Source organism: Mucilaginibacter gilvus, from assembly GCF_004054195.1.
Classification (GTDB): Bacteria; Bacteroidota; Bacteroidia; order Sphingobacteriales; family Sphingobacteriaceae; genus Mucilaginibacter; species Mucilaginibacter gilvus.
In genome coordinates this window covers 260,159-280,630 of sequence record NZ_SBIW01000006.1, presented here as the reverse complement: position 1 = coordinate 280,630, position 20,472 = coordinate 260,159, and the positions used below count along the sequence as shown (strand labels likewise).

Sequence of the window (20,472 nt, the reverse complement as noted above, 5' to 3'; positions counted from 1 at the left end):
TTTACGTACACAAAAGTAAATATCTATGAAAGGCCGCATACTCACCATTATAAGTTTAGTGTTAATATTGATTTTGGTTGGGGTGATTTACTACCGTTACTATTTTGTTTTTGGCGAAGGTACCAAAGCAGGCACGCTAAACTATTTTGTAAAGAAGGGCTACGTATTTAAAACCTTCGAAGGCAGGCTGATCCAAAACGGCATCCGTACCCAAACGCAGGGCGGCATTGCTTCTAACGAGTTCATGTTTTCGGTAACGGATGAGAAGGTGGCAGACAAGCTTAACCACAGCGCCGGCGCCATGATGGACCTGCATTATAAAGAATACCTACATACCCTGCCTTGGCGCGGCGTAAGCGTATTTGTAGTTGATAGCGTGATGTCGATATCACCGGTAACGCCGCCGACGCCATAAATTTCGCAGCAATGATTTTAGTGCCGATCTCTCAGTATTAAGTTTATGTTAAATTTAGCCCCGCATGCAAGGCGACTGGCTTTTTTTGTAGATTTTTAGCAGTTAAATCCCTAATGATCTATGCTGCGGCACGCTAAGCATCATCGTACCCTTAAACAAAATCTTGCGCTCGCTTCTTCCAGCGCATTTGTATCTGGTATTATCAACGTTGCCGGGCTGGTCTCCTTTTTTGCCTTCACATCAAGCATCAGCGGGCACATGGCCAATATGGCTAAGAACCTGGTAACACAAAACCTCTACGAAATAGTTCTGTTTCTGGGGTGGCTGCTGCTTTTCTTCTGCGGGTCGTTCCTGTCCAGTTTTACTGTTAAATCTTTTGCGCAGCATAGTGCTTACAGGGCACATGCAGCACCCGTAGTGCTGGAAATATTGCTGCTGCTTTTTGTAGCCGTTTACGGCAGTCATTTTTACGAAGAAACAAAACTGGAGCGCGAAATTGTGATTAGCTGTACCATATTTGCCATGGGGCTGCAAACCGGGTTAGTGGCTATCGTATCCGGAGGGCTTATCAAATCAACCAGCCTGGCCAGCCTGTTTACAGATCTCGGCGCAGAAGTTGCCGAATACTACCATATTGGTACTAAAAAAGACCGACACATTCGCAACCGCATTTTTGTACGCCTTACGGTACTGGCGTTCTATGCCCTCGGCGGCGCGGTTGGCGGCTTCTTTTTTAATAAATATGAGTTCGCTGTATTTTACTTTGTGCCAGTGATATTATTGCTGATGCTGCTGTAACTGTCACTGAAGTCCACAGCAATGATTACATCTAAAACAGCGGGTCGGCCTTGCCGGAGTTTTGTACCAATATCTTACTCAAATTATACTGCCGCTCGGGCTCGTCGTCTCCTTTTATCAAGCCTTTATTAAACAGACCGGTAAGTACCTCTTCCGCGTTTTGTTGATGGGTGTCTAACGAGATTTTCGAATCGAACTCCGAAAGTTTTTTGGCAACCTCAGGCGCGGTAGCATATTCCAACTGGGCGAGTGCGTATACCACATTATCCTTCACAGAAGCCGCAGCATCGTACTTATGTGGTACATGCAGCGGCTTGTAATTTTTCAAAAAATCCTGATCGGGGCTATCCATATTATGCCCCTTATTTTTCATTTAAGGCGGTAGAATCTCGGAGCGCCTTAATGGCATCGTGAGCAATTTTTAGCCCGCTTAGGTGATTGGTAAGAAGGCTAACTACCTTTTCATCCTCCCATATCAGTTCTTTATCATCTAACGCTTTGCGGTACGAGCTTTTTGCAATGTCTTCGCCGTACTCGCAATCAGATAATATAGAATGGCTGTCTTTTTTGCTGAAAGCGGATTTTACATCTATCCAGGTATGGTAGAATTTACCCGCCAGGGTGGTCCCGTCAGCAGGCGAACCGCCTAATAGGTGGATGTAATCGTTCAGTTGGTTTACGTAGCCCTTGCTTTGGTCGGCATAGCCTTCAAATACAGTTTTAAGGCTAACATCTTCGGTGCCTTCAATAGCTTTTTGGTAGCCTGTTATGCGGTCGTTGTTAATTTTTATCAGGTCGTTTAACGCTGATATTTGGTGTTGGATATGCTGTAATGTTCCCATTGTTATGCTTATTTAGATTAAATAACATAATGGTTTGGTTAATTGTTTTTAGTTTTAGTGAAAATTAGGCGGCGTACCTCCCCAAATGTATCACCGCGTGTTTATTCACTTTTCGTGCCCGGTAAGGAGTTAAATTTCTCACATTAGTATTATCAGTACCGGCTTTGCGCGCACGTTCGCGAATGAGGCGGCTGCGGCGTGCTTTTAAAACGTAACGGTTCCCCCAATGATCGTAGCTACCGGTAAGGGCGGTTATGCAACCAACAATAAAAGCAGCCATCATAACAACAACAAATAAGTGGAGGGCCATTGTAAGATAGTGCGCCATAGTATTAAGTAATTTAATTATTCAATAGTTACATGCAATAGCCGTGCCGCTTATTGGCAATTGGCAATTTAGTTTCTTAATATCAAAGGCATCCTGTTAGCTGTAAAGCGTTTGTTCTTCAGTGTAATAGGTTTTCCTTGTACCTTCTTTTATGAGTATAGGCGCGCCTTTTGGGCTGTGTTTCTTTTTAGAATTATGTATGTTCATAAAATCGCGCACCTCGCCGTTGATGATGTCGGGGTTGGATTTAAGGATCTCCTTTTCAGCGTTCTTTAAAACAGACCGAATAGAGCTTACCAGGTCATTTATCTTGTCTTCGGGTAGTTTATTACTTGCCGAAAAGGGCGAGATGCCGGCGTTCCACAAAATCTCATCGGCATAAGCATTGCCAATACCCCGAATGATCTTTTGATCGAGCAGAACTGTTTTTACATTGGTTTTTGTTTTGCCCAACCGTTCTTTAAGGTAGGCAAAACCTGCTTTATCGTCCACTGCATCGGGCGCTTCTTTTTTTGCCGGGTTGAGGGTAGGGGTAGCAATTCCCTGAAAGTCTGTTAACACCAGCCCGCTGTCATCGGTAAATACCAGTTCAATAATGCTGTACTTATTGCTGTTCTTGCCCTCGAACAAAAACAGCTTGCCGTGCAGCATCAGGTGCAGGGCCAAAACATCGCCCTCGCTAAATTTGATGTGCAGCTCTTTCCCATCACGAAAAACCTCTTTCAGCTTTTGCTTGTCCAGTTTCGCCTGCAGCTCTTTTTCGCTTACGTTGAGCTTTTTGGCGTTATGAATGATGACTTCTTTGACCGTTTTACCGGCTAATTTTTTATCGAGGTTACGACTGAAGGCTTGCAGGTCGGGCAGTTCGGGCATGGTGTGATGTTTTATTTTACAAACGTAATCAGCTTAAATATGATTTACTAATTTTTAAAAAAAACTTAGTCCCTGCAACGCCTTTCGGTACACTGGCGATAATATCCTAAAGCCGCAGGGTCCTTTTTCAAAGAGACTCTGTGGAGACTATGGCCTTTTCAAGTTCCTGCGGAGAGTACGAATCATTGGAGGAGCCACGGACTTTTTAATTTCGAACCCCAACAAGGGGAAAAAAAATAAGCCATCCCAATTACCTCGGGATGGCTTATTTAATACAGATTAATTCAGCTTATTCCGTCCTCATCAACGATGCAAACTTAGTTTCATAAGCTTTTAATTCGGCAGCTAAGGTTTTGTGCAGCGCATCCTGATGGCCTTGCAGCGTGTATTCTGTTAAGCCGTTAAGCACCTGCATGGCTATCTGCACATCACGCTGGTTTAACAGCTGCTGATTGTTTTGCAGGTTGTAGTAGTTAAAGTCCAATTGGTCTTTTAGGTGCTCATTTATTTCGTTGGTGAATTTATTACCGAGCGAAATATCGCCCAAACGGTAAGCCATTTGTGCCATATACATTTTGCGGCCGGCCACATCTATATAAGGGTACAGGTTTGGCAGCTCATTATCAAATTTATGCAGGGCTTTCAGGGCCTCGTCACCATGACCTTCCTTCTCCAGGTTGCGGGCCAGGTCTAAAAACGTGGTCATCATTACCGGGTAAAACATATTAACCGATTCATGATCCAGGTACCTTGCCTTTTTAAAATTACCAAATTTAAACTTCGTCATCATGTTGTTGTACATCACCATGGTGTTGGTTTTGCTCAACTGATCGTGGTTGGCAGTATCGGCTTTAAAGGGGATCAGGCGGTAAGTAAAACCCTCCTTATACAGGTATGGCTGCAGGCCTATCAGGTTTTCGTTACCAATGGTGGTGGTGAAACAGATAGGGCGTTTCCAGTTGTTATGGGCCAGTATATCAAATATGGCCAGGTTCTCTTTGGTAACGTAGTTGGAGGTGTAATTCCACTTCATTACGGTATCCAGCTTGCCTATTTGGTCGGGCGTAATTACGTTGTTCTTTAAAACATCCTGGGCATTTATATTTAGCTTAAAGCTTTTGGTAGGCAGGTAGTTGGAGTATTCGCCGCCCTGCGTCTGTCCCTGCATAGCATGGTCATCAGATGTAATAAAGTCGAATACTTCTTTAATAGAGGTATAGCCCGGTATTTTGCTGTCGTTGTAGTAGATCACATCGCGTACGCCTTCTTTATACTTATCATAAGGCATGGTAATGGGTAGCGGCGCGCTCTGGTTCATCGGGCGCTGCATCTGGCGGATGTACCAATCGCCGGTGAAAAGGCTCAGGTTCACGATCCGCACATCGGGTCGGATGCCTTCAACTTCCTGGTCGTACCATAAGCTGTAAGTATCGTTATCTCCGTAGGTAAACAAAATAGCGTTTGGCGGGCAGGAGATCAGGTAGTTATAAGCCATATCGTGCGGCGTCATTTTGGTAGAACGATCATGCGCCTTCCATTCTTGTTTGGCCATCAAAACGGGGGCAACCAGCAGGCAAACACCCGTAGCTATCAGTGCCGAGGTGCGGGCGTTTATCTTTTTGCTCAACAGATCGGCAATGGCAATTACCGCAAGCCCTATCCAAATGGCAAACGCGTAAAACGACCCCACATAGGAGTAATCCCGTTCGCGGGGCTGTACCGAGGGTTGGTTTACGTAAAGCACCACCGCAATGCCGGTGAAAAACCACAGCAGGGTAATGATAAGCGCATCGCGTTTTTTACGGTTGAAATGATATATCATACCCACCAGCCCAACAATTAACGGCAGCGCGTAAAGCGGGGTATAAGTGGGGTTACTCAACACCGATTTTGGCAGGTGTTTGCCGCCATCAAACAGGCCACTGGTCCAGTTACCATCTATACCTTCTGTACTTTGCTGGCCGTCTTCATCGTTATAACGGCCCACGTAGTTCCATAAAAAGTACCGTACGTACATCTGGTAGATCTGCCAGCTGGCCATCCAGCTGATGTTATTGGCAAAGGTTGGTTTTTGCCCTTCGGGGATCGCCAGCCATTGTTTGTAAAAGTTTACATCGTTGCCATCTGTACTGTACATACGGGGTAAAAAGGTGGTATGATCGTACACGTAGTTCGGCCTTTTGCCCGCCACTTCGTATTTCTTTTCGCCTTTGCGGTAAATGGTGTTGCCTTCGGTTTGGTCTATCACCTGGGCATCATAATATTGGCCAACCAGCAGCGGGTTTTCGCCATACTGAATGCGGTTTAAGTAACCGTACATGGTGAAGGCATTATCCGGGTGCGAGTTGTTCAGATCCGGGTTAGCCGTTGCGCGGATAGGGATATAAGCGAACGAGCCGTAACCAAAGTAAATAACTGCCACGCAAAGCATTACTAAATTCAGCGTAGGCTTATTGTTGCGAATGCTGTAGATGATTGTGAAAACGATAGCCGCTATTAGCAGCACTAAAAAGAAAAGCGCGCCTGTACCAAAGCCTAAACCAAGGGTGTTTACAAAGAAAAGGTCGAAGTTGGCGGCGAATTTAACCGTATAGCCACGGATACCGTATTGCACTACGCCCAAAATAACAACGCTCACCAAAAAGGCAAGAATGGCGCTCCTGGTAGTGATATTTTTATACCTGCGGAAATAGTATACCAGTGCGATAGCCGGGATAGTTAATAAGTTTAATAAGTGGATTCCGATGGAAAGGCCCATTACATAAGCAATGAAAACGATCCACCTGTCGGCGCCGGGCTCATCGGCATGGGCCTCCCATTTCAATATCGCCCAAAATATAACCGCGATACAAAGTGATGAAAGCGCAAATACGATGGTTTCTACCGCCGAGAACCAAAAGGTATCGGTATAAGTAAAAGCTAACGCGCCTACCAGGCCCGAGCCCATAATGAGCAGGATCTGCGCGTCGCCAAATTCTTTTTCGCGGCCCGCTACCAGTTTTTTAGCCATAGCAGTAGTGGTCCAAAACAGGAACATTACCGTAGCGCCACTGGCAATTGCCGAACCCATATTAGTAAAGTAAGGCACTTTGGTATTATCGCCCATAGATAGCAGCGAGAAAACCTTGCCCAGCATAGCAAACAAAGGGTAGCCCGGCTGATGCGATACCTGCAAACGGAAAGCGCAGGAGATAAATTCGCCACAATCCCAAAAGCTCACGGAAGGTTCTAACGTTAAAATGTAAGTTGTAGAGGCTATAACGAAGCAAAGCCAGCCTAAAAGGTTGTTAATTTTGTTGTATTGCATGTACTAAAGGGTAGCTAATAAGCGCGGCAAATATCAGTAATTTTATAAATTATTCTAACAATAAAGGCCTTAGGTTAACAAATTTAACACAAATTAACCGTTTGGGCTTTTTGGAACCTCGTCCCAACCCATCTCCTAAGGAGAAGGGCTTAAAATTGCATCAATAGCCGTTTAATAATCCAGGTACTCTCCTTTGGAGAGGATTTACTGCGTGAGGGCTTCGCCGTTTAGGTGAGGCTTACGGAACTATTAACATTTAATTGCCGCTTGTATTTTAATGTTACAATAAATAATACTTATTTTGTTGCGATGCAAAAAAATCAACCCCTGTTACCAGGCAAGTTCATACTAATAATTGGCTGCCTGTTGTTTTGCGCCGGAGCGGCTAAGGCTCAGTCGGTTTACCTGCCGCAATCCTACCAGTTTTATCAAAAGTTTAACGGACAGGTTTATTCAAAAAGTAACGGGATGCACACTTCCCTGCGGCCGTTTCTGATAGATAGCTCGCTAACTACCAGGTACAATGAGTTGATGAATATCGGGGTAAAGAGCGACCGTAAAAACTGGTTTGGCCGTAAATTATTCAACGAGCACCTGCTTGATGTGCAAACAAAAGAGTATACTTTTTACGCCGATATATTGATAGATAATATTTTTGGCAAAGATTTTAAAGACGGCAAAAACGCGCCATCGGTATTTAAGCCATTTGGTTTTGGACTGAAAACACCCTTAGGCATCAATACGCGCGGTTTTCAGGTAGGAGGTACTATTGGCAGCAAATTTTCTTTTTACACCAGCGCTTACGAAAATCAGGCCATATACCCAACCTATTATAACGACTACGTAAACGCCAGCGGCTTTGTTCCCGGCCTGGCTTATGACCGTAGTTTCGGCAAGGCACAAAAAGACTATTCGTACGTAACGGCCCTGCTATCCTACACCCCATCAAAATATTTGAATGTTACCATAGGGCAGGACAAAACCTTTATCGGCGACGGTTACCGCTCACTGCTATTATCGGACTTTGCGGCGAACTACCCTTTGCTGCGTGCTACCGCCAACATCGGTCCCGTGCAATACATGATGATGTGGACCTACCTGCAAGACCTAAAAGCACCAAAGTTTGACGATTTTGGCAGTAACCGCCGCAAATACGCGCTGTACCATTATTTGGATTGGAACGCAACCAAGAGCCTGTCAATAGGTTTCTTCAACGCGGTGGTAACTCCAGAGGCCGACGACCAGGGCAAACGCCACGGCTTTGATGCCAACTTTATAAACCCCTTGTTCTTCACCGGCGGCGGCAACGCGGCAACGCCCAATAACGTGCTATTTGGCTTTACCGGCAAATACAAGGTGTTTGATAAGAACGCGTTATACGCGCAGCTGATCCTCGATAATCAAAAAACGGCGGCTGGCGCAAGCAAAAGCAGCAATGGCTACCAGGTGGGCTTACGCGGCGGCGACGTAGGAGGTGTAAAAAACCTTAGCTACCTGGTAGAGTTCAATACGGTTAAGCCTTATACCTACTCCGATGCGCAACCACTTAGCAGCTACACCTATTATGGCGACCCGATGGCTCATCCGCTGGGCGCCAACTTCAGGGAATTTGTGGGCTTGCTTAACTATTCTATCGGCCGGGTAGATTTTCAGGGGCAGCTTAACTATGCCAAATACGGGCTGGATGCCACCACTGGCGAAAACAGTGGTAAAAATATCAACGCGCCATACACTGTTACATCACCAGCATCAACCGTAGGGCAGGGCCTTAGTACCGATCTTTATTACGCCGAAGGCACCGTATCCTTTTTGGTAAACCCTAAATATAACCTCCGTTTTGAGCTGGGCGGCCTATACCGTACCGAGAAAAATGCCCTTGGCGACCGCAAGAATGCTATCATTACTTTTGGCGTTCGTACTACCTTCAGGAATTTATACAAGGATTTTTAATCGACACGTTAGATATTGGAATTGAGGCGCATTTTGCGCCTTTTTTGTTGGCAGTACTTACAGAATATGCTTATAAATCTGTGGATAGTTAATTGATGGCTTTAATAACTTGCCTGTAATAATAGAAAATAATGTCTGCCTCTGACTGAAGCTATTGGCTAATATTTTGAGCATTTTGTCCACAATGGCGTTTTTAATTCGTGATATTCGCCTTAATTCGTGAAATTCGTGTCAATTAATAATTATGGCTACAGAAGTTAAGTGCCCCAGCTGCGGACATGGTTTCCCTATTGAGGAAGTTATGGCCGAGGAATACAAGCAGCAGCTAAGGCTGAAGATGCAGGATTATACCCGCCAGAAAGAAGAAGAGTACCGCAAAAAGGAAGACGAATTTAATAATCGTCAAAAGATACAGCAGCAGGAATTTGAGCAGCGCCTCGCCGGCGAAAAAAAGGCTTTGCAGCTTACACTGGAAGAGAACCTGCGCAAAAGCATCGCGTCTGATTTTGAGAACCAGTTGCTGATGCTGCAAAGCTCGGTAAACGCCAGTGCCGAAAAGCTGAAAGAATCGCGCCAGAAAGAACTGGAGTTTTTGCAGCGCGAGCAATCGCTTAAGCAGAAGGAAGAAGAGTTGGAGCTGTCTACCCAGCGCAAGCTCCAGGAGCAACGCGCCGAACTGAGCGAGCAGATCCGCAAGCAGGAAACCGAGAAATATTCCATTAAAGATACCGAGCACCAACTGAAGGTAAAAGAGATGGAAAAACAATTGGAAGACCAAAAGCGCCTGGTTGATGAAATGAAACGCCGCGCCGAACAAGGCTCGATGCAATTGCAGGGCGAAGCGCAGGAGCTAATACTGGAAGAATTATTACGCACCTATTTCCCGTTTGATGTGATCAGCGAGGTGGGCAAGGGCGTGCGTGGGGCAGATTGCGTACAAACCGTGCGCAACCAGTTTGGGCAGGAATGCGGGCGCATCATTTACGAAAGCAAACGAACCACCGCTTTCGGTGGGGATTGGATAGATAAGCTGAAAAAGGATATGCGTGCCCAGGGCGTTGATGTAGCCGTAATTGTTACCCAATGCTACCCTAAAGGCATGGACTGTTTTGGCGAACGCGACGGTGTTTGGATCTGTAGTTTTGATGAGGTGAAAGCGGTAAGTTACATCCTGCGCGATGGTGTAATAAAGTTGGCCAATATGGCCAAGGCACAGGACAATAAAGGCGATAAAATGCACCTCTTATACGATTATCTAACCAGCAGCGAGTTTTCCGAGCAATGGAAGGCTATCCGCGAAGGGTACATGAGTATGCGCCTTTCTATCCAAAAAGAACGCGACGCCATGGAGAAATTGTGGAAGGCCCGCGAAAAGCAACTGGAAAAAGTATTGCTGAATGCGGCCCATATTAAAGGTTCGATAGAAGGTATAGCAGGCAGCGATATGATCCATTTAAGCCTGGGCGATGAGGACGACGCGCTATTGTTGGAGTAAACTTTAGCCGTGGAATGATAGGGCTTATTAGTTAAAGGTTTGCCAATTTTATATTCGTAACTTAGCTGTATCATTTTACCTGCATTAGCGAGCATGTTAATTGAGATTTGGGTAAGGGTGCTAAAAATCTACTAATGTTAAGCAATACAGGTATAAATAAAGTGATACTGTTAGGTATGGCGAAGGAGCCGTTCCGGCAAAGTGCGGAAGAAGGGCATTCTTTCCTGTGTTTTAACCTGGTTACTACCGAGTACGTCAGGAAAGGTTACGAGCAAACCGAGCACCACGAATACCACAAAATTAAAGTCCCCGAAAAATTGATAGCACAGGATTCGCTGCATCTGGCAGAGGGCCAATCACTGTTTATAGAGGGAAAGATCCAAACCAGTTCTTACTATGATGAGCAGAGGGTAAAGCGCTATTCGCTGGAGGTTGTTGCCACCCGGGTAGATATCCTGAGTACGATAGACATCAACGTGCTGAAATAATTTCCGCGACTGCGTGTGTAGTATCACGCCCCGGCCTTAACACATTCTTAACGTGCCGCCGGTTGTGCCCTGTCATAAAAAACATTAATTTTGCCAAACATCATCGGGAGTATTCACCGGCATCTATGGCAGATATAGCAACTTTGCAACAACAGGCAGTTACACTGCTCCAGCAATTAATTTCGATACCATCATTTAGTAAAGAGGAAGACCGCACAGCCGATCTGATAGAAACTACCCTGCAGCAGCACGGGGTGAAAACGCACCGTAAACTCAATAATATCTGGGCCTGGAACAAGCATTTTGATGCCGCCAAACCTACCATTCTGCTCAACTCGCACCACGATACCGTTAAACCAAACTCCGGCTACACCCGCGACCCTTACGACGCTAAAATAGAAGGCGATAAGCTTTTCGGCCTGGGCAGCAACGATGCCGGCGGTTGCCTGGTTTCATTGATCGCGGTGTTTTTGTATTATTTCGAACAGGAGAACCTTAAATATAACTTTTGCCTGGCTACTACTGCCGAGGAAGAAATTTCCGGTATAAACGGGCTGGAATTGATCATTCCCGACCTTGGCCAGCTTGATTTCGGCATCGTAGGTGAACCCACCCTGATGGACCTTGCCGTTGCCGAACGCGGGCTGATGGTGCTGGATTGCACAGCCCACGGCAAAGCCGGCCACGCTGCCCGCGAGGAAGGCGAGAACGCCATCTACAAAGCACTGGCCGATATCGAATGGTTCCGCACCTATAAATTCCCGAAAGAATCTGAAGTATTCGGGCCGATAAAAATGTCGGTAACCATTATTAACGCCGGCTCGCAGCATAACGTGGTGCCCGCTACCTGCACCTTTACGGTTGATGTAAGGGTAACCGATGCCTACCGCAACGAAGAGGTGCTGGAGATCATCCGCCAGCATGTGAACTGCGATGTAAAGCCGCGCTCCATCCGTTTAAAACCGTCATCAATAGATAAGAACCACCCTTTTGTACAGGCAGGTATCGCTTTGGGCAGAACGCCTTATGGTTCGCCAACTACTTCCGACCAATCCCTGCTGGATATCCAGTCCATCAAAATAGGCCCCGGCGACAGCGCCCGTTCGCACATGGCCGATGAGTTTATTTATGTGGAAGAGATAGGGAAAGGGATAGCCTTATATATTGAGATGCTGGATAAGATAGTTTGAGAGGATTTTAGATTTACGAATTACGATTTTAGATTTGTTGAAAACTCATCAAATGGATAGACAACAAATGCTTTCTCGCACCAAACAGTACTCAATAGCGAATGCCAGGCTTGTGCTAAGTGTTCCCTTTAACATCGTAAATCGTAACTATTGCGATCAACTCGCCAGGAGTGCAAGTTCTACTGGGGCGAATTACAGGGCCGCTTGTCGCGCTAAATCTAAAGCGGACTTTAATCAATAAATTGAAGATTGTTGAAGAGGAACTGGACGAAACTATGTTCTTCCTTGAATTGCTTGTAGAATTAAATCCCGAACTCAAAGAAAAAATAACGCCCATTTACAAAGAAGGTAATGAACTTCTTTCTATAATTGTAGCCGCAATTAATACATTGCGTGCAAAGTAATGAAAAAGCGATTTAGATTGTTGCAAATCTAAAATCGTAAATCTAAAATCGTAACTCGCATGAGCAAACTCTGGCAAAAAACCACCAATGTAAACCAACTGGTAGAAAATTTCACCGTAGGCCGCGATCGCGTGCTGGATAGGGAAATGGCCGCTTTTGATGTGCTTGGCTCTCTTGCCCATACCACCATGCTGGAGAGCATCGGGCTGATGAGCGCGGAGGACTTGTCGCTTGTTCAGCAGGAACTAAAGGCCATTTACGCCGATATCCAAAACAATAATTTCACTATTGAGGATGGGGTGGAGGATGTACACTCGCAGGTGGAGATGCTGCTTACCCAGCGTATCGGCGATGCCGGTAAAAAGATCCATAGCGGTCGGTCCCGTAACGACCAGGTGTTGGTAGACCTTAAACTTTTTTTCCGCCATAAGCTAAAAGAAGTGGTAGAAGCGGTTGAAAAACTCTTCCGCGAGCTGATAGAACTAAGCGAACAGCATAAAGATGTGCTGCTGCCGGGTTATACGCATTTGCAGGTGGCCATGCCATCGTCTTTCGGTTTGTGGTTTGGCGCTTACGCTGAGAGCCTGGCCGACGATCTGGAAATGGTGCTTGCCGCCTGGAAGATCACCAACAAAAATCCATTAGGTTCTGCAGCTGGATACGGTTCGTCATTTCCGTTGAACCGAACTTTAACAACCGAACTTTTAGGCTTCGAGAGCCTTAATTATAATGTAGTTTATGCCCAAATGGGGCGCGGGAAGACCGAGCGCATTATCGCACAGGCCTTATCATCAGTAGCAGCAACCATGGCTAAAATGGCTATGGACCAATGCCTGTACCTAAGCCAGAACTTTGCTTTTGTAAGCTACCCCGAAAACCTTACCACCGGCAGCAGCATTATGCCGCATAAAAAGAACCCGGATGTGTGGGAAATTATGCGCGGGAAATGTAACCGTTTACAGGCCCTGCCAAATGATGTAGCTATGATGACCACCAATCTGCCATCGGGCTATCACCGCGAACTGCAATTGCTTAAAGAACTCCTGTTCCCCGCCTTTGCCGATTTGCTGGATTGCCTCAATATGGCAACCTTTATGCTGCAAAACATCAGCGTGAACAAAAATATTCTGGACGACCCTAAGTACGCCTACCTCTTCAGCGTAGAAGAAGTGAACCGAGCAGTACTGAACGGTACGCCTTTCCGCGATGCCTATAAACAAGTAGGTCTTGCGATAGAACAAGGCGATTTTAACCCCGATAAAAACATAAGCCACACTCATGAAGGCAGCATCGGCAACCTGCAAAACGCGCAAATAAGCGCCGCGATGGATAAAGTGCTGGAGAGTTTTGGGTTTGAGAAGGTAGAAGCGGCGATAGGCAAATTAGTTCGCTAATCGGTGGAATAAAAATAATCAGTGAAATCGGTGCAATAATATGAACGGACAAAACAGGGCAGACATATACCCGGGACTCGAAGTAGATATTATCCTTAAAAAGGATCAGCGAAGCGGCAAACTTACCCGCGGTATTGTAGAAAAACTACTTACCAGTTCCGCTTTCCATTCCCGCGGAATAAAGGTGCGTTTGGAAGACGGCCAGGTAGGCCGCGTAGCGGAGATAGTGGAAGATTAGTTAATTGTTGATAGATTCTACTTCATAGCAGAAGATACTATGAACCATTAACTTTTCGAAATGAACCAAGCCGCAGTTACCATCAACTACAAATAACCATTTACGAACTTAAAATGAAACCCATAAAAGGACCCGAAAAGTATTTCATATTCCGCATGGAGGCTAACTACCGGCTGTTAGTAGCATTGTTTGTGGCAGCGTTAGTATTTTTTCTGTGCAGGCATTTATCATCTATACCGGCTATAGCTTTAATTACCTGGATAGCATTTGCACTTACTATTATTATTTTAACCTGGATAGTAATACTTTGGGCGCATCCAAAAGAAATAAGAAAGATTGCGAGTTTAGAAGATTCCAGCCGGTACCTTATATTTTTGTTTGTTACCACAGCATCGTTAGTGAGCTTACTGGCGATATTCTTACTGCTTAAATCATCTAAAGGCGAGTCGGACGCAACGGTGGGAGGCTATGTTGTTTTGGCGATGTCGGCTGTTGTGGTATCCTGGTGGCTGGTGCATACCATATATGCGCTGCGTTACGCGCATTTGTATTACAGCGTAGATAAAGGTAACACAAAACCAGCTGGCGGTTTGGACTTCCCCGGTGATGAAAAAGAACCTGATTACATGGATTTTGTTTATTTCTCCTTTGTTTTAGGTATGACCTTCCAGGTATCCGACGTGGAGATCTCCTCCCGGCAGATCCGCCGCATTGCCTGGGCGCACGGGCTGATATCTTTCGCGTTCAATACGGCAATAGTGGCTTTAAGTATTAATGTGATATCAGGATTGGTGTCGAAATAAGAACTGCGATTAAACCGATTTATACGATTTTTTGGATGTTGATTTTTTTATTCAAGAAGCACAGAACCCAACGATTCCCGTAAAAATCGGCCTTGTCCTGTTCGGCAACCACTGAGCAGTACTAAAGCAGAACCCTTCATAGAACAGGGCGCAGCCGGGAGTTTTTTCACTGTTGTTGGTTTTTTAATCGGTGTTCAAGAGGCGCGTCGCCCTGTTACTTTGGTTACTTTATTTTTTGCGGAAAAAAATAAAGTAACATCCACGAGCTTGGCATAAATTACATAACGTACCTAACAAGGCACAACAGAACAATAACTAACAACGAGAAGCTACACATGCACTTCGTCTTCAATCTTCGAATGCTTCTGCGTATCATTCATAGTAATATAGATCACTAACGACACCAGGATACAAAGCGTAACGTACCAGTAAAACCATTCCTGGTGGCCTTTTAGTTTAAAAAGCAGGGCAATAGGCTCGGCAGTGCCACCGAAGAGCGATACCGCGATAGCATAAGGAAAGCCAACCCCCAGTGCCCGGATATGCGCCGGAAAAAGCTCGGCCTTAACCACCGCGTTAATCGATGTATAATTGCTTATAATAAGCAGTGCAACCATAATAAGCCCGAAAGCCACCCACTCGTTTTTGGTATGGCTGAGGGCTATCATAATAGGCACGGTAGTGAGCGTGCCCAAAATACCAAAGGTTTTCAGCAGCGGCTTGCGGCCTATTCTATCAGATATGTAGCCGTACAGCGGTTGTGCCAGCATAAAAACAAACAGGGTAAGCGTTGATACCAACGTAGCCGTGTTTTTGCTAAAACCGCTGGTGTTCACCAAAAACTTTTGCATGTAGGTAGTAAATGTATAAAAAGCCACCGTGCCGCCAAGGGTGAGGCCTATAACTGTAAGCACGGCACGGGGATGCTGCAACAATGCCCTGATGGTGCCGCGACTATCTTTTTTCTTCTTATTTTCTTTACTGGTGAAGGTAGCCGGTTCGTGGAGGCTGCGGCGCAGGTACATAGTAATTACGGCCAGCAGTGCGCCAATAGCAAATGGAATACGCCATCCCCAAAGGCGAAGCTGTTCCTCTGTCAGGAATACACGTTGAAGCAACACCAATACGCCAAGGGCGGTCAGCTGCCCCATAATAAGGGTAACATATTGGAAGCTGGAATAAAATCCGCGGCTTTTTTTGGTAGCCATTTCACTGAGGTAGGTGGCGCTGGTGCCGTACTCGCCGCCAACGCTAAGCCCCTGCACAATACGCGCGAATACCAATAAAATAGGTGCGGCTATACCAATGTGGTTATAATCCGGAGTTACGGCTATGATCAATGATCCGGCGCTCATCAGCAAAACGGAATAGGTAAGTGCCGCTTTACGGCCCTTTTTATCAGCAAAGGTACCCATTAGCCACCCACCCAGTGGTCGCATTAAAAAGCCGATAGCGAATACCCCCGCAGCATTCAATAGCTCCACCGTTTTATCGGTAGAAGGGAAAAAGGCCGATGCAAAATAAAGTGAAAACGCCGAGTAAACATACCAGTCGTACCATTCCACCAGGTTCCCCAGCGACCCCCCCACGATAGATTTGATGCGGCTTGCTGTTGTAATAGGTTGGCTGGTAGGTGCGGAGTTCATGATGCGGGGTGGGTGATTTTGCTAAGCAAGATATAAATAATAAACCGTTTTGGAAATCCGGCAACTACCACAGGGACTTAGCAACATTAATGTTATTGTATCGATATGTTAACCTTAATTATATATTTTTGATGCAGTAGTATTATCCCCACATGAAAAAATACAGTATCCTCGCGGCATTTGTAATGTTTTGCTTAAACGGCCTTTGCCAGTCGCTGCCGGTTATAGATACCACGCAGAAGGTGATCTCCGGGCGTAAGAACAGCATCGCGCAGCAGCAAAAACCTTACTTAATATTAATTTCTGCCGATGGTTTTCGCTGGGATTATACCGATAAATACGATGCCGTTAACCTGAAAAAATTCAGGGCGGCGGGTGTGGAGGCGCAGTCGATGGTGCCATCTTATCCTTCGGTTACGTTCCCTAATCATTATGCGATGGTAAGCGGTTTGTATCCTTCACACTCGGGGCTGGTAAATAATACTTTTTACGATAGGAACCGTAACGATAGCTACAGCATGAGCAACAAAACCAAGGTAGCCGATGGTACCTGGTATGGGGGCACCCCGCTGTGGGTACTGGCCGAGCAGCAAAAAATGTTGTCGGCAAGTTTTTATTGGGTAGCCTCGGAAGCGGCCATAAAAGATACCCGCCCAACCTACTATTACATTTACAACGAAAAGATAGAAATGAACAGCCGCATTGCCGCGGTAGTTAACTGGCTCAAACTTCCCCCGGAAGAGCGCCCTCACCTTATTACTTTTTACCTGCCGCAGGTAGACCATGCCGGGCACCTCTACAGCCCCGATGCGCCCGAGACAGCGCACGAAGTGCATTTTGTAGATTCGGCGGTGAACGAATTGTATAAGGCCGTAAAAAAAACAGGACTGAATGTGAATTTTGTTTTCGTGGCCGACCACGGTATGACCAAGGTTGATAACAAGAATCCTTTAGGCGTACCCGTCGCTATTGATACCGCCAAATTCAAGGTGTCGGGCGATGGGATACTGGTGGAGCTGTACGCCAAAGACAAAACAGCCATCCAAAGCACTTTTGAGGAGCTTACCAAAGAGGCCAAAGACTACAAGGTTTATTTAAAAACCGATATGCCGGCCAAATTCCATTACGGGGCAACGGATGACTGGCACGACCGCATAGGCGATATACTGCTGATTCCCGAGTGGCCTAAGGTGTTTAACCTTAATAACCGTAAAAACACCAATCCCGGCTGGCACGGGTACGACCCAACCGTTGTAAAAGATATGCACGCCACCTTTTACGCCTGGGGCCCAGCATTTAAAAAGCATTTAAACATTACGGCGTTCCCCAATGTTGACGTGTATAATATGATAGCCGAGGTATTAGGACTGAAGATCACCGAAAAAGTAGATGGTACTAATGTACTGGCGAATAAGATTTTGGTAAAGAAAACCGTTAGAAGAAAAAGAAGAAATGAAATTAGCTATTAAACTTACCTTATTGCTTTTATTGCCTGTCGCGCTTTACGCGCAGGATACCACCGTTGTAAAAAAACAGGCCAACATTGTAGCGGCCGCTCTTATAGCCGGTAATTACAGTACCGTAATAAATTACATGCACCCAAAGGTGTTAAAAATGGTTGGCGGTAAAGATAAATTACTGCAATTGATGACAAACGGCATGAAGCAGATGAAAGCCCAGGGGATAACATTCCAGAGCGCGACTATTGGCTCGCCTGGCAAATTTTACAAGGCCGGTACAGAGATCCATTGCCTTGTTCCCGAAAATGTTACCATGAAGGTTGGTGCAAACACTCTCCATTCGCAGAGTAACCTGCTGGCTGTAAGCAGTGATAAAGGCAAAAATTGGACATTTATAGATCTGAACAAAAACACTATAGCGCAGATACCAAAAATGTTCCCCAATTTTAATAAGGCCCTAAAGATACCTGAGCCAAAGCAAATGGGTATGTAAGTCCGTTTTGATGATCATGAAATTTGTTAGCGTCCTCTTTTTACTTATTCTTCCATTCAGTCTTCACGCGCAGGATACCGCTACGGTAAAACGCCAGGCGGGCCTGTTCGCACACGCTACCTTTAAAGGCGATGTTGCTATCATTATAGCTGGTACGTATCCCAAACTCATCGAACTATCGGGCGGAAAAGAGCAAATGCAGCAGTTGATCGCCGAACGGGTGGACGAGCTGAAAAAGCAGGGCATTACCAGTTTTGAGGGCACTATAGGCACGCCCGGCAAAATTTATAAGGCGGACACCCAACTGCATTGCCTCATACCCGAGCAGATAATCCTCAAAACTGCTGCGGGGCGTTACCTGGCCCGCTCTTACCTGCTTGGCGTGAGCGATGATAACGGCGAAAGCTGGACGTTCTTAGACGTGGGCAATATGCCTGCCGATGTGCTGCGCCGTTTACTGCCCAATTTTAACGAGGAATTGAAGATTCCCGCGCCGGTAAAGCCTGAATTTCTGGCGAATTAACTATGCTGCCTTAAACCCTGTTATTTTTCTTAAATTGGGATGCATTTTCACAAACATCCCTCAATATGCAACGAAGAAACTTTTTAAAAACAGGCACCTTAGCGGGCTTAACCTTAACCACCCTGAGCGCCGTTTCCTGCGCGCAACCATCTGCAGGTCCAAAAGCGGATAATGCAACCGCATTCGCGGATGATTTTGAACTGAACGAGGTAACCGTTGATGAACTGCAAAAGAAAATGCAGGATGGTACCTACACCTCCCGCTCTATTACCGAAATGTATTTAAAAAGGATCGAGGCGATAGACAAGGCAGGCCCAAAGTTAAACGCGATTATCGAACTGAATAAAAGCGCCCTGGATATGGCCGACGCGCTGGATAAGGAGCGCAAGGCGGGCGTAATTCATGGTCCGCTGCACGGTATTCCCGTTTTAATAAAGGACAATATAGATACTGGCGACACCATGCACACCACGGCGGGTTCGCTGGCATTGTCAGATCATTTTGCCAAACAGGACGCCTTTATTGTACACAAACTGCGCCAGGCAGGCGCTGTAATATTAGGCAAAACCAACCTCAGCGAATGGGCCAACTTCCGCTCATCACGCTCTACCAGCGGTTGGAGCTGTCGGGGCTTGCAAACTAAAAACCCTTATGTATTGGATAGAGGGCCAAGCGGTTCAAGCGCAGGCTCCGGTTCGGCGGCATCAGCTAATTTATGTGCTGTTGCCATCGGTACCGAAACGGATGGTTCGGTGGTATCACCTTCTTCAGTTGCAGGCCTCGTGGGTATTAAGCCAACAGTAGGCCTGTTAAGCCGGAGCGGGATTATCCCCATCTCGATAACCCAGGACACCGCAGGACCCATGGCGCGTACCGTGCGAGATGCCGCAATCTTATTAGGTGCATTAGCCGGTGCCGACCCTAACGACAGCTATACCCTAAAAGCCAAACCCGAAAAAGATTATACCAAATTTCTGGATGCGAACGGCTTAAAAGGCAAGCGCATCGGTTTCGAAAAAATAGAGCACGCCAACGATGGTACGCTTAATTTAATAAAAGAGGCTATCGAAACCCTCAAAAAACAGGGTGCGGAAGTGATTGAAGTAGAGGTATCCAAAGCGCTGAAACCAGCCGATGGCGCGGAGTTCCAGGTATTGTTGTACGAGTTTAAGGATGGATTGAATAAATATCTCAGCACCGCTGGTGCCGGCGTAAAAAACCTGGCCGATGTAATTGCTTTCAACAAAACCAACGAGGGTAAAGCAATGCCTTTTTTTAAACAGGAAACCCTGATAGAAGCGCAGGAGAAAGGCGATCTGACATCCAAAGAATATACCGATGCGCTGGCTAAATCAACCGGTGTAAGCCGTAAAGCGATAGATACCATTATGGCCGAAAATAAGCTGGATGCCATTTGCGGCCCTACCAACGGTTTCGCCAGCTGCATAGATCTGATCAACGGCGATTATGATAATGGTTTCTCCTTTTCTACCCCGGCTGCTATGGCGGGTTACCCGCATATTACCGTACCCATGGGTGCCTGGCACGATCTGCCGATGGGCTTATCCTTCTTCGGCACCGCCTGGAAGGAGGGCGAACTGTTAACGCTGGCTTATGCTTACGAACAGGCCTCCAAAAAGCGCAAAAAGCCGGAGTTTAAAGAGAATTTGTTTGGGTAATCTCCCTTGTCCCTGTTTTAGCAGTAATAGCCCAAGATTGAAAAGACGGTTAATTCATAAAACGTTCCGTTGGAACGTAAAAGGTTTTTCGGCACGTTCTACCCATAAAACATCCCGAAGGGGATGAAGAAAAGTGAAATCGTTCC

At 46.0% G+C, this 20,472-nt stretch carries 21 protein-coding genes; 15 read left to right on the top strand and 6 right to left on the bottom strand.

Going from position 1 to position 20,472, the window contains the following annotated elements; translation table 11 throughout:
- The first annotated feature begins 25 nt into the window (after positions 1 to 25).
- Together EPL05_RS13375 and EPL05_RS13370 are read left to right on the top strand one after the other, a co-directional pair.
- Positions 26 to 415: a hypothetical protein gene (locus EPL05_RS13375; protein WP_128534473.1), complete on the top strand. Its 390-nt coding sequence runs from the start codon at positions 26 to 28 to the stop codon at positions 413 to 415.
- 120 nt (positions 416 to 535) lie between these two features.
- On the top strand, positions 536 to 1,213 hold the full coding sequence (locus tag EPL05_RS13370; RefSeq protein ID WP_128534472.1) for a YoaK family protein: 678 nt from the start codon (positions 536 to 538) through the stop codon (positions 1,211 to 1,213).
- Between the two features lie 31 nt (positions 1,214 to 1,244).
- Here the strand turns inward: EPL05_RS13370 and EPL05_RS13365 are convergent, their stop codons facing one another.
- From EPL05_RS13365 to EPL05_RS13345, 5 genes are all read right to left on the bottom strand, one after another.
- A complete protein-coding gene (locus EPL05_RS13365) occupies positions 1,245 to 1,586 on the bottom strand; it encodes a hypothetical protein (RefSeq protein WP_166727698.1) in 342 nt (113 codons plus the stop codon).
- Entirely contained in the window at positions 1,576 to 2,055 is a 480-nt protein-coding gene (locus EPL05_RS13360; protein WP_128534470.1) for a ferritin-like domain-containing protein, read from the bottom strand. The genes EPL05_RS13365 and EPL05_RS13360 overlap by 11 nt, the downstream gene beginning before the upstream one ends.
- 64 nt (positions 2,056 to 2,119) lie before the next feature.
- Positions 2,120 to 2,383, bottom strand: coding sequence for a hypothetical protein (locus tag EPL05_RS13355; RefSeq protein ID WP_128534469.1), 264 nt, complete (start codon positions 2,381 to 2,383; stop codon positions 2,120 to 2,122).
- A 96-nt stretch (positions 2,384 to 2,479) separates the two neighbouring features.
- Positions 2,480 to 3,256, bottom strand: a complete 777-nt coding sequence (locus EPL05_RS13350) for a DNA-formamidopyrimidine glycosylase family protein (protein ID WP_128534468.1) — start codon at positions 3,254 to 3,256, stop codon at positions 2,480 to 2,482.
- A gap of 289 nt (positions 3,257 to 3,545) precedes the next feature.
- Positions 3,546 to 6,563 carry a glycosyltransferase family 117 protein gene (locus EPL05_RS13345; RefSeq protein ID WP_128534467.1) on the bottom strand — a complete coding sequence of 1,006 codons (3,018 nt, stop codon included), beginning with the start codon at positions 6,561 to 6,563 and terminating at the stop codon, positions 3,546 to 3,548.
- Between the two features lie 309 nt (positions 6,564 to 6,872).
- Between EPL05_RS13345 and EPL05_RS13340 the strand changes: the two genes are divergently transcribed.
- The 9 genes from EPL05_RS13340 (at position 6,873) to EPL05_RS13305 (ending at position 14,525) form a co-directional block, all read left to right on the top strand.
- Positions 6,873 to 8,513, top strand: a complete 1,641-nt coding sequence (locus EPL05_RS13340) for a capsule assembly Wzi family protein (protein ID WP_243837291.1) — start codon at positions 6,873 to 6,875, stop codon at positions 8,511 to 8,513.
- 244 nt (positions 8,514 to 8,757) lie between these two features.
- On the top strand, positions 8,758 to 10,008 hold the full coding sequence (locus EPL05_RS13335) for a DUF2130 domain-containing protein (RefSeq protein WP_128534466.1): 1,251 nt from the start codon (positions 8,758 to 8,760) through the stop codon (positions 10,006 to 10,008).
- A 134-nt stretch (positions 10,009 to 10,142) separates the two neighbouring features.
- A complete protein-coding gene (locus EPL05_RS13330) occupies positions 10,143 to 10,496 on the top strand; it encodes a single-stranded DNA-binding protein (RefSeq protein ID WP_128534465.1) in 354 nt (117 codons plus the stop codon).
- A 125-nt stretch (positions 10,497 to 10,621) separates the two neighbouring features.
- Positions 10,622 to 11,686, top strand: coding sequence for a M20 family metallo-hydrolase (locus EPL05_RS13325; protein WP_128534464.1), 1,065 nt, complete (start codon positions 10,622 to 10,624; stop codon positions 11,684 to 11,686).
- Between the two features lie 52 nt (positions 11,687 to 11,738).
- On the top strand, positions 11,739 to 11,927 hold the full coding sequence (locus EPL05_RS24645; RefSeq protein WP_394342732.1) for a four helix bundle protein: 189 nt from the start codon (positions 11,739 to 11,741) through the stop codon (positions 11,925 to 11,927).
- On the top strand, positions 11,857 to 12,090 hold the full coding sequence (locus EPL05_RS13320) for a four helix bundle protein (protein ID WP_208394745.1): 234 nt from the start codon (positions 11,857 to 11,859) through the stop codon (positions 12,088 to 12,090). The genes EPL05_RS24645 and EPL05_RS13320 overlap by 71 nt, the downstream gene beginning before the upstream one ends.
- 59 nt (positions 12,091 to 12,149) lie before the next feature.
- Entirely contained in the window at positions 12,150 to 13,484 is a 1,335-nt protein-coding gene (gene argH, locus EPL05_RS13315; RefSeq protein ID WP_128534463.1) for an argininosuccinate lyase, read from the top strand.
- 40 nt (positions 13,485 to 13,524) lie between these two features.
- Complete coding sequence (locus EPL05_RS13310; protein ID WP_128534462.1) at positions 13,525 to 13,722, top strand: YwbE family protein; 198 nt, start codon at positions 13,525 to 13,527, stop codon at positions 13,720 to 13,722.
- A 113-nt stretch (positions 13,723 to 13,835) separates the two neighbouring features.
- Entirely contained in the window at positions 13,836 to 14,525 is a 690-nt protein-coding gene (locus EPL05_RS13305; protein WP_128534461.1) for a DUF1345 domain-containing protein, read from the top strand.
- Between the two features lie 329 nt (positions 14,526 to 14,854).
- Here the strand turns inward: EPL05_RS13305 and EPL05_RS13300 are convergent, their stop codons facing one another.
- Complete coding sequence (locus EPL05_RS13300) at positions 14,855 to 16,171, bottom strand: MFS transporter (protein WP_128534460.1); 1,317 nt, start codon at positions 16,169 to 16,171, stop codon at positions 14,855 to 14,857.
- A gap of 152 nt (positions 16,172 to 16,323) precedes the next feature.
- Between EPL05_RS13300 and EPL05_RS13295 the strand changes: the two genes are divergently transcribed.
- From EPL05_RS13295 to EPL05_RS13280, 4 genes are all read left to right on the top strand, one after another.
- Entirely contained in the window at positions 16,324 to 17,640 is a 1,317-nt protein-coding gene (locus EPL05_RS13295; RefSeq protein ID WP_128534459.1) for an alkaline phosphatase family protein, read from the top strand.
- Positions 17,624 to 18,124, top strand: a complete 501-nt coding sequence (locus EPL05_RS13290) for a hypothetical protein (protein WP_128534458.1) — start codon at positions 17,624 to 17,626, stop codon at positions 18,122 to 18,124. The genes EPL05_RS13295 and EPL05_RS13290 overlap by 17 nt, the downstream gene beginning before the upstream one ends.
- Positions 18,125 to 18,134: 10 nt before the next feature.
- A complete protein-coding gene (locus tag EPL05_RS13285; RefSeq protein ID WP_128534457.1) occupies positions 18,135 to 18,647 on the top strand; it encodes a hypothetical protein in 513 nt (170 codons plus the stop codon).
- A 65-nt stretch (positions 18,648 to 18,712) separates the two neighbouring features.
- On the top strand, positions 18,713 to 20,326 hold the full coding sequence (locus EPL05_RS13280; RefSeq protein ID WP_128534456.1) for an amidase: 1,614 nt from the start codon (positions 18,713 to 18,715) through the stop codon (positions 20,324 to 20,326).
- Positions 20,327 to 20,472: the final 146 nt, after the last annotated feature.

Excerpts from the sequence above, each read along its gene's own strand:
- EPL05_RS13355 (WP_128534469.1), bottom strand. The coding sequence starts at position 2,383 with ATGGCGCACTATCTTACAATGGCCCTCCACTTATTTGTTGTTGTTATG.
- EPL05_RS13295 (WP_128534459.1), top strand. The coding sequence starts at position 16,324 with ATGAAAAAATACAGTATCCTCGCGGCATTTGTAATGTTTTGCTTAAAC.
- argH (WP_128534463.1), top strand. The coding sequence starts at position 12,150 with ATGAGCAAACTCTGGCAAAAAACCACCAATGTAAACCAACTGGTAGAA.
- EPL05_RS13345 (WP_128534467.1), bottom strand. The coding sequence starts at position 6,563 with ATGCAATACAACAAAATTAACAACCTTTTAGGCTGGCTTTGCTTCGTT.
- EPL05_RS13305 (WP_128534461.1), top strand. The coding sequence starts at position 13,836 with ATGAAACCCATAAAAGGACCCGAAAAGTATTTCATATTCCGCATGGAG.
- EPL05_RS13370 (WP_128534472.1), top strand. The coding sequence starts at position 536 with ATGCTGCGGCACGCTAAGCATCATCGTACCCTTAAACAAAATCTTGCG.
- EPL05_RS13300 (WP_128534460.1), bottom strand. The coding sequence starts at position 16,171 with ATGAACTCCGCACCTACCAGCCAACCTATTACAACAGCAAGCCGCATC.
- EPL05_RS13290 (WP_128534458.1), top strand. The coding sequence starts at position 17,624 with ATGAAATTAGCTATTAAACTTACCTTATTGCTTTTATTGCCTGTCGCG.
- EPL05_RS13325 (WP_128534464.1), top strand. The coding sequence starts at position 10,622 with ATGGCAGATATAGCAACTTTGCAACAACAGGCAGTTACACTGCTCCAG.
- EPL05_RS13350 (WP_128534468.1), bottom strand. The coding sequence starts at position 3,256 with ATGCCCGAACTGCCCGACCTGCAAGCCTTCAGTCGTAACCTCGATAAA.
- EPL05_RS13310 (WP_128534462.1), top strand. The coding sequence starts at position 13,525 with ATGAACGGACAAAACAGGGCAGACATATACCCGGGACTCGAAGTAGAT.
- EPL05_RS13365 (WP_166727698.1), bottom strand. The coding sequence starts at position 1,586 with ATGAAAAATAAGGGGCATAATATGGATAGCCCCGATCAGGATTTTTTG.
- EPL05_RS13340 (WP_243837291.1), top strand. The coding sequence starts at position 6,873 with ATGCAAAAAAATCAACCCCTGTTACCAGGCAAGTTCATACTAATAATT.
- EPL05_RS13330 (WP_128534465.1), top strand. The coding sequence starts at position 10,143 with ATGTTAAGCAATACAGGTATAAATAAAGTGATACTGTTAGGTATGGCG.
- EPL05_RS13375 (WP_128534473.1), top strand. The coding sequence starts at position 26 with ATGAAAGGCCGCATACTCACCATTATAAGTTTAGTGTTAATATTGATT.
- EPL05_RS13360 (WP_128534470.1), bottom strand. The coding sequence starts at position 2,055 with ATGGGAACATTACAGCATATCCAACACCAAATATCAGCGTTAAACGAC.
- EPL05_RS13335 (WP_128534466.1), top strand. The coding sequence starts at position 8,758 with ATGGCTACAGAAGTTAAGTGCCCCAGCTGCGGACATGGTTTCCCTATT.
- EPL05_RS13280 (WP_128534456.1), top strand. The coding sequence starts at position 18,713 with ATGCAACGAAGAAACTTTTTAAAAACAGGCACCTTAGCGGGCTTAACC.
- EPL05_RS13285 (WP_128534457.1), top strand. The coding sequence starts at position 18,135 with ATGATCATGAAATTTGTTAGCGTCCTCTTTTTACTTATTCTTCCATTC.
- EPL05_RS24645 (WP_394342732.1), top strand. The coding sequence starts at position 11,739 with ATGGATAGACAACAAATGCTTTCTCGCACCAAACAGTACTCAATAGCG.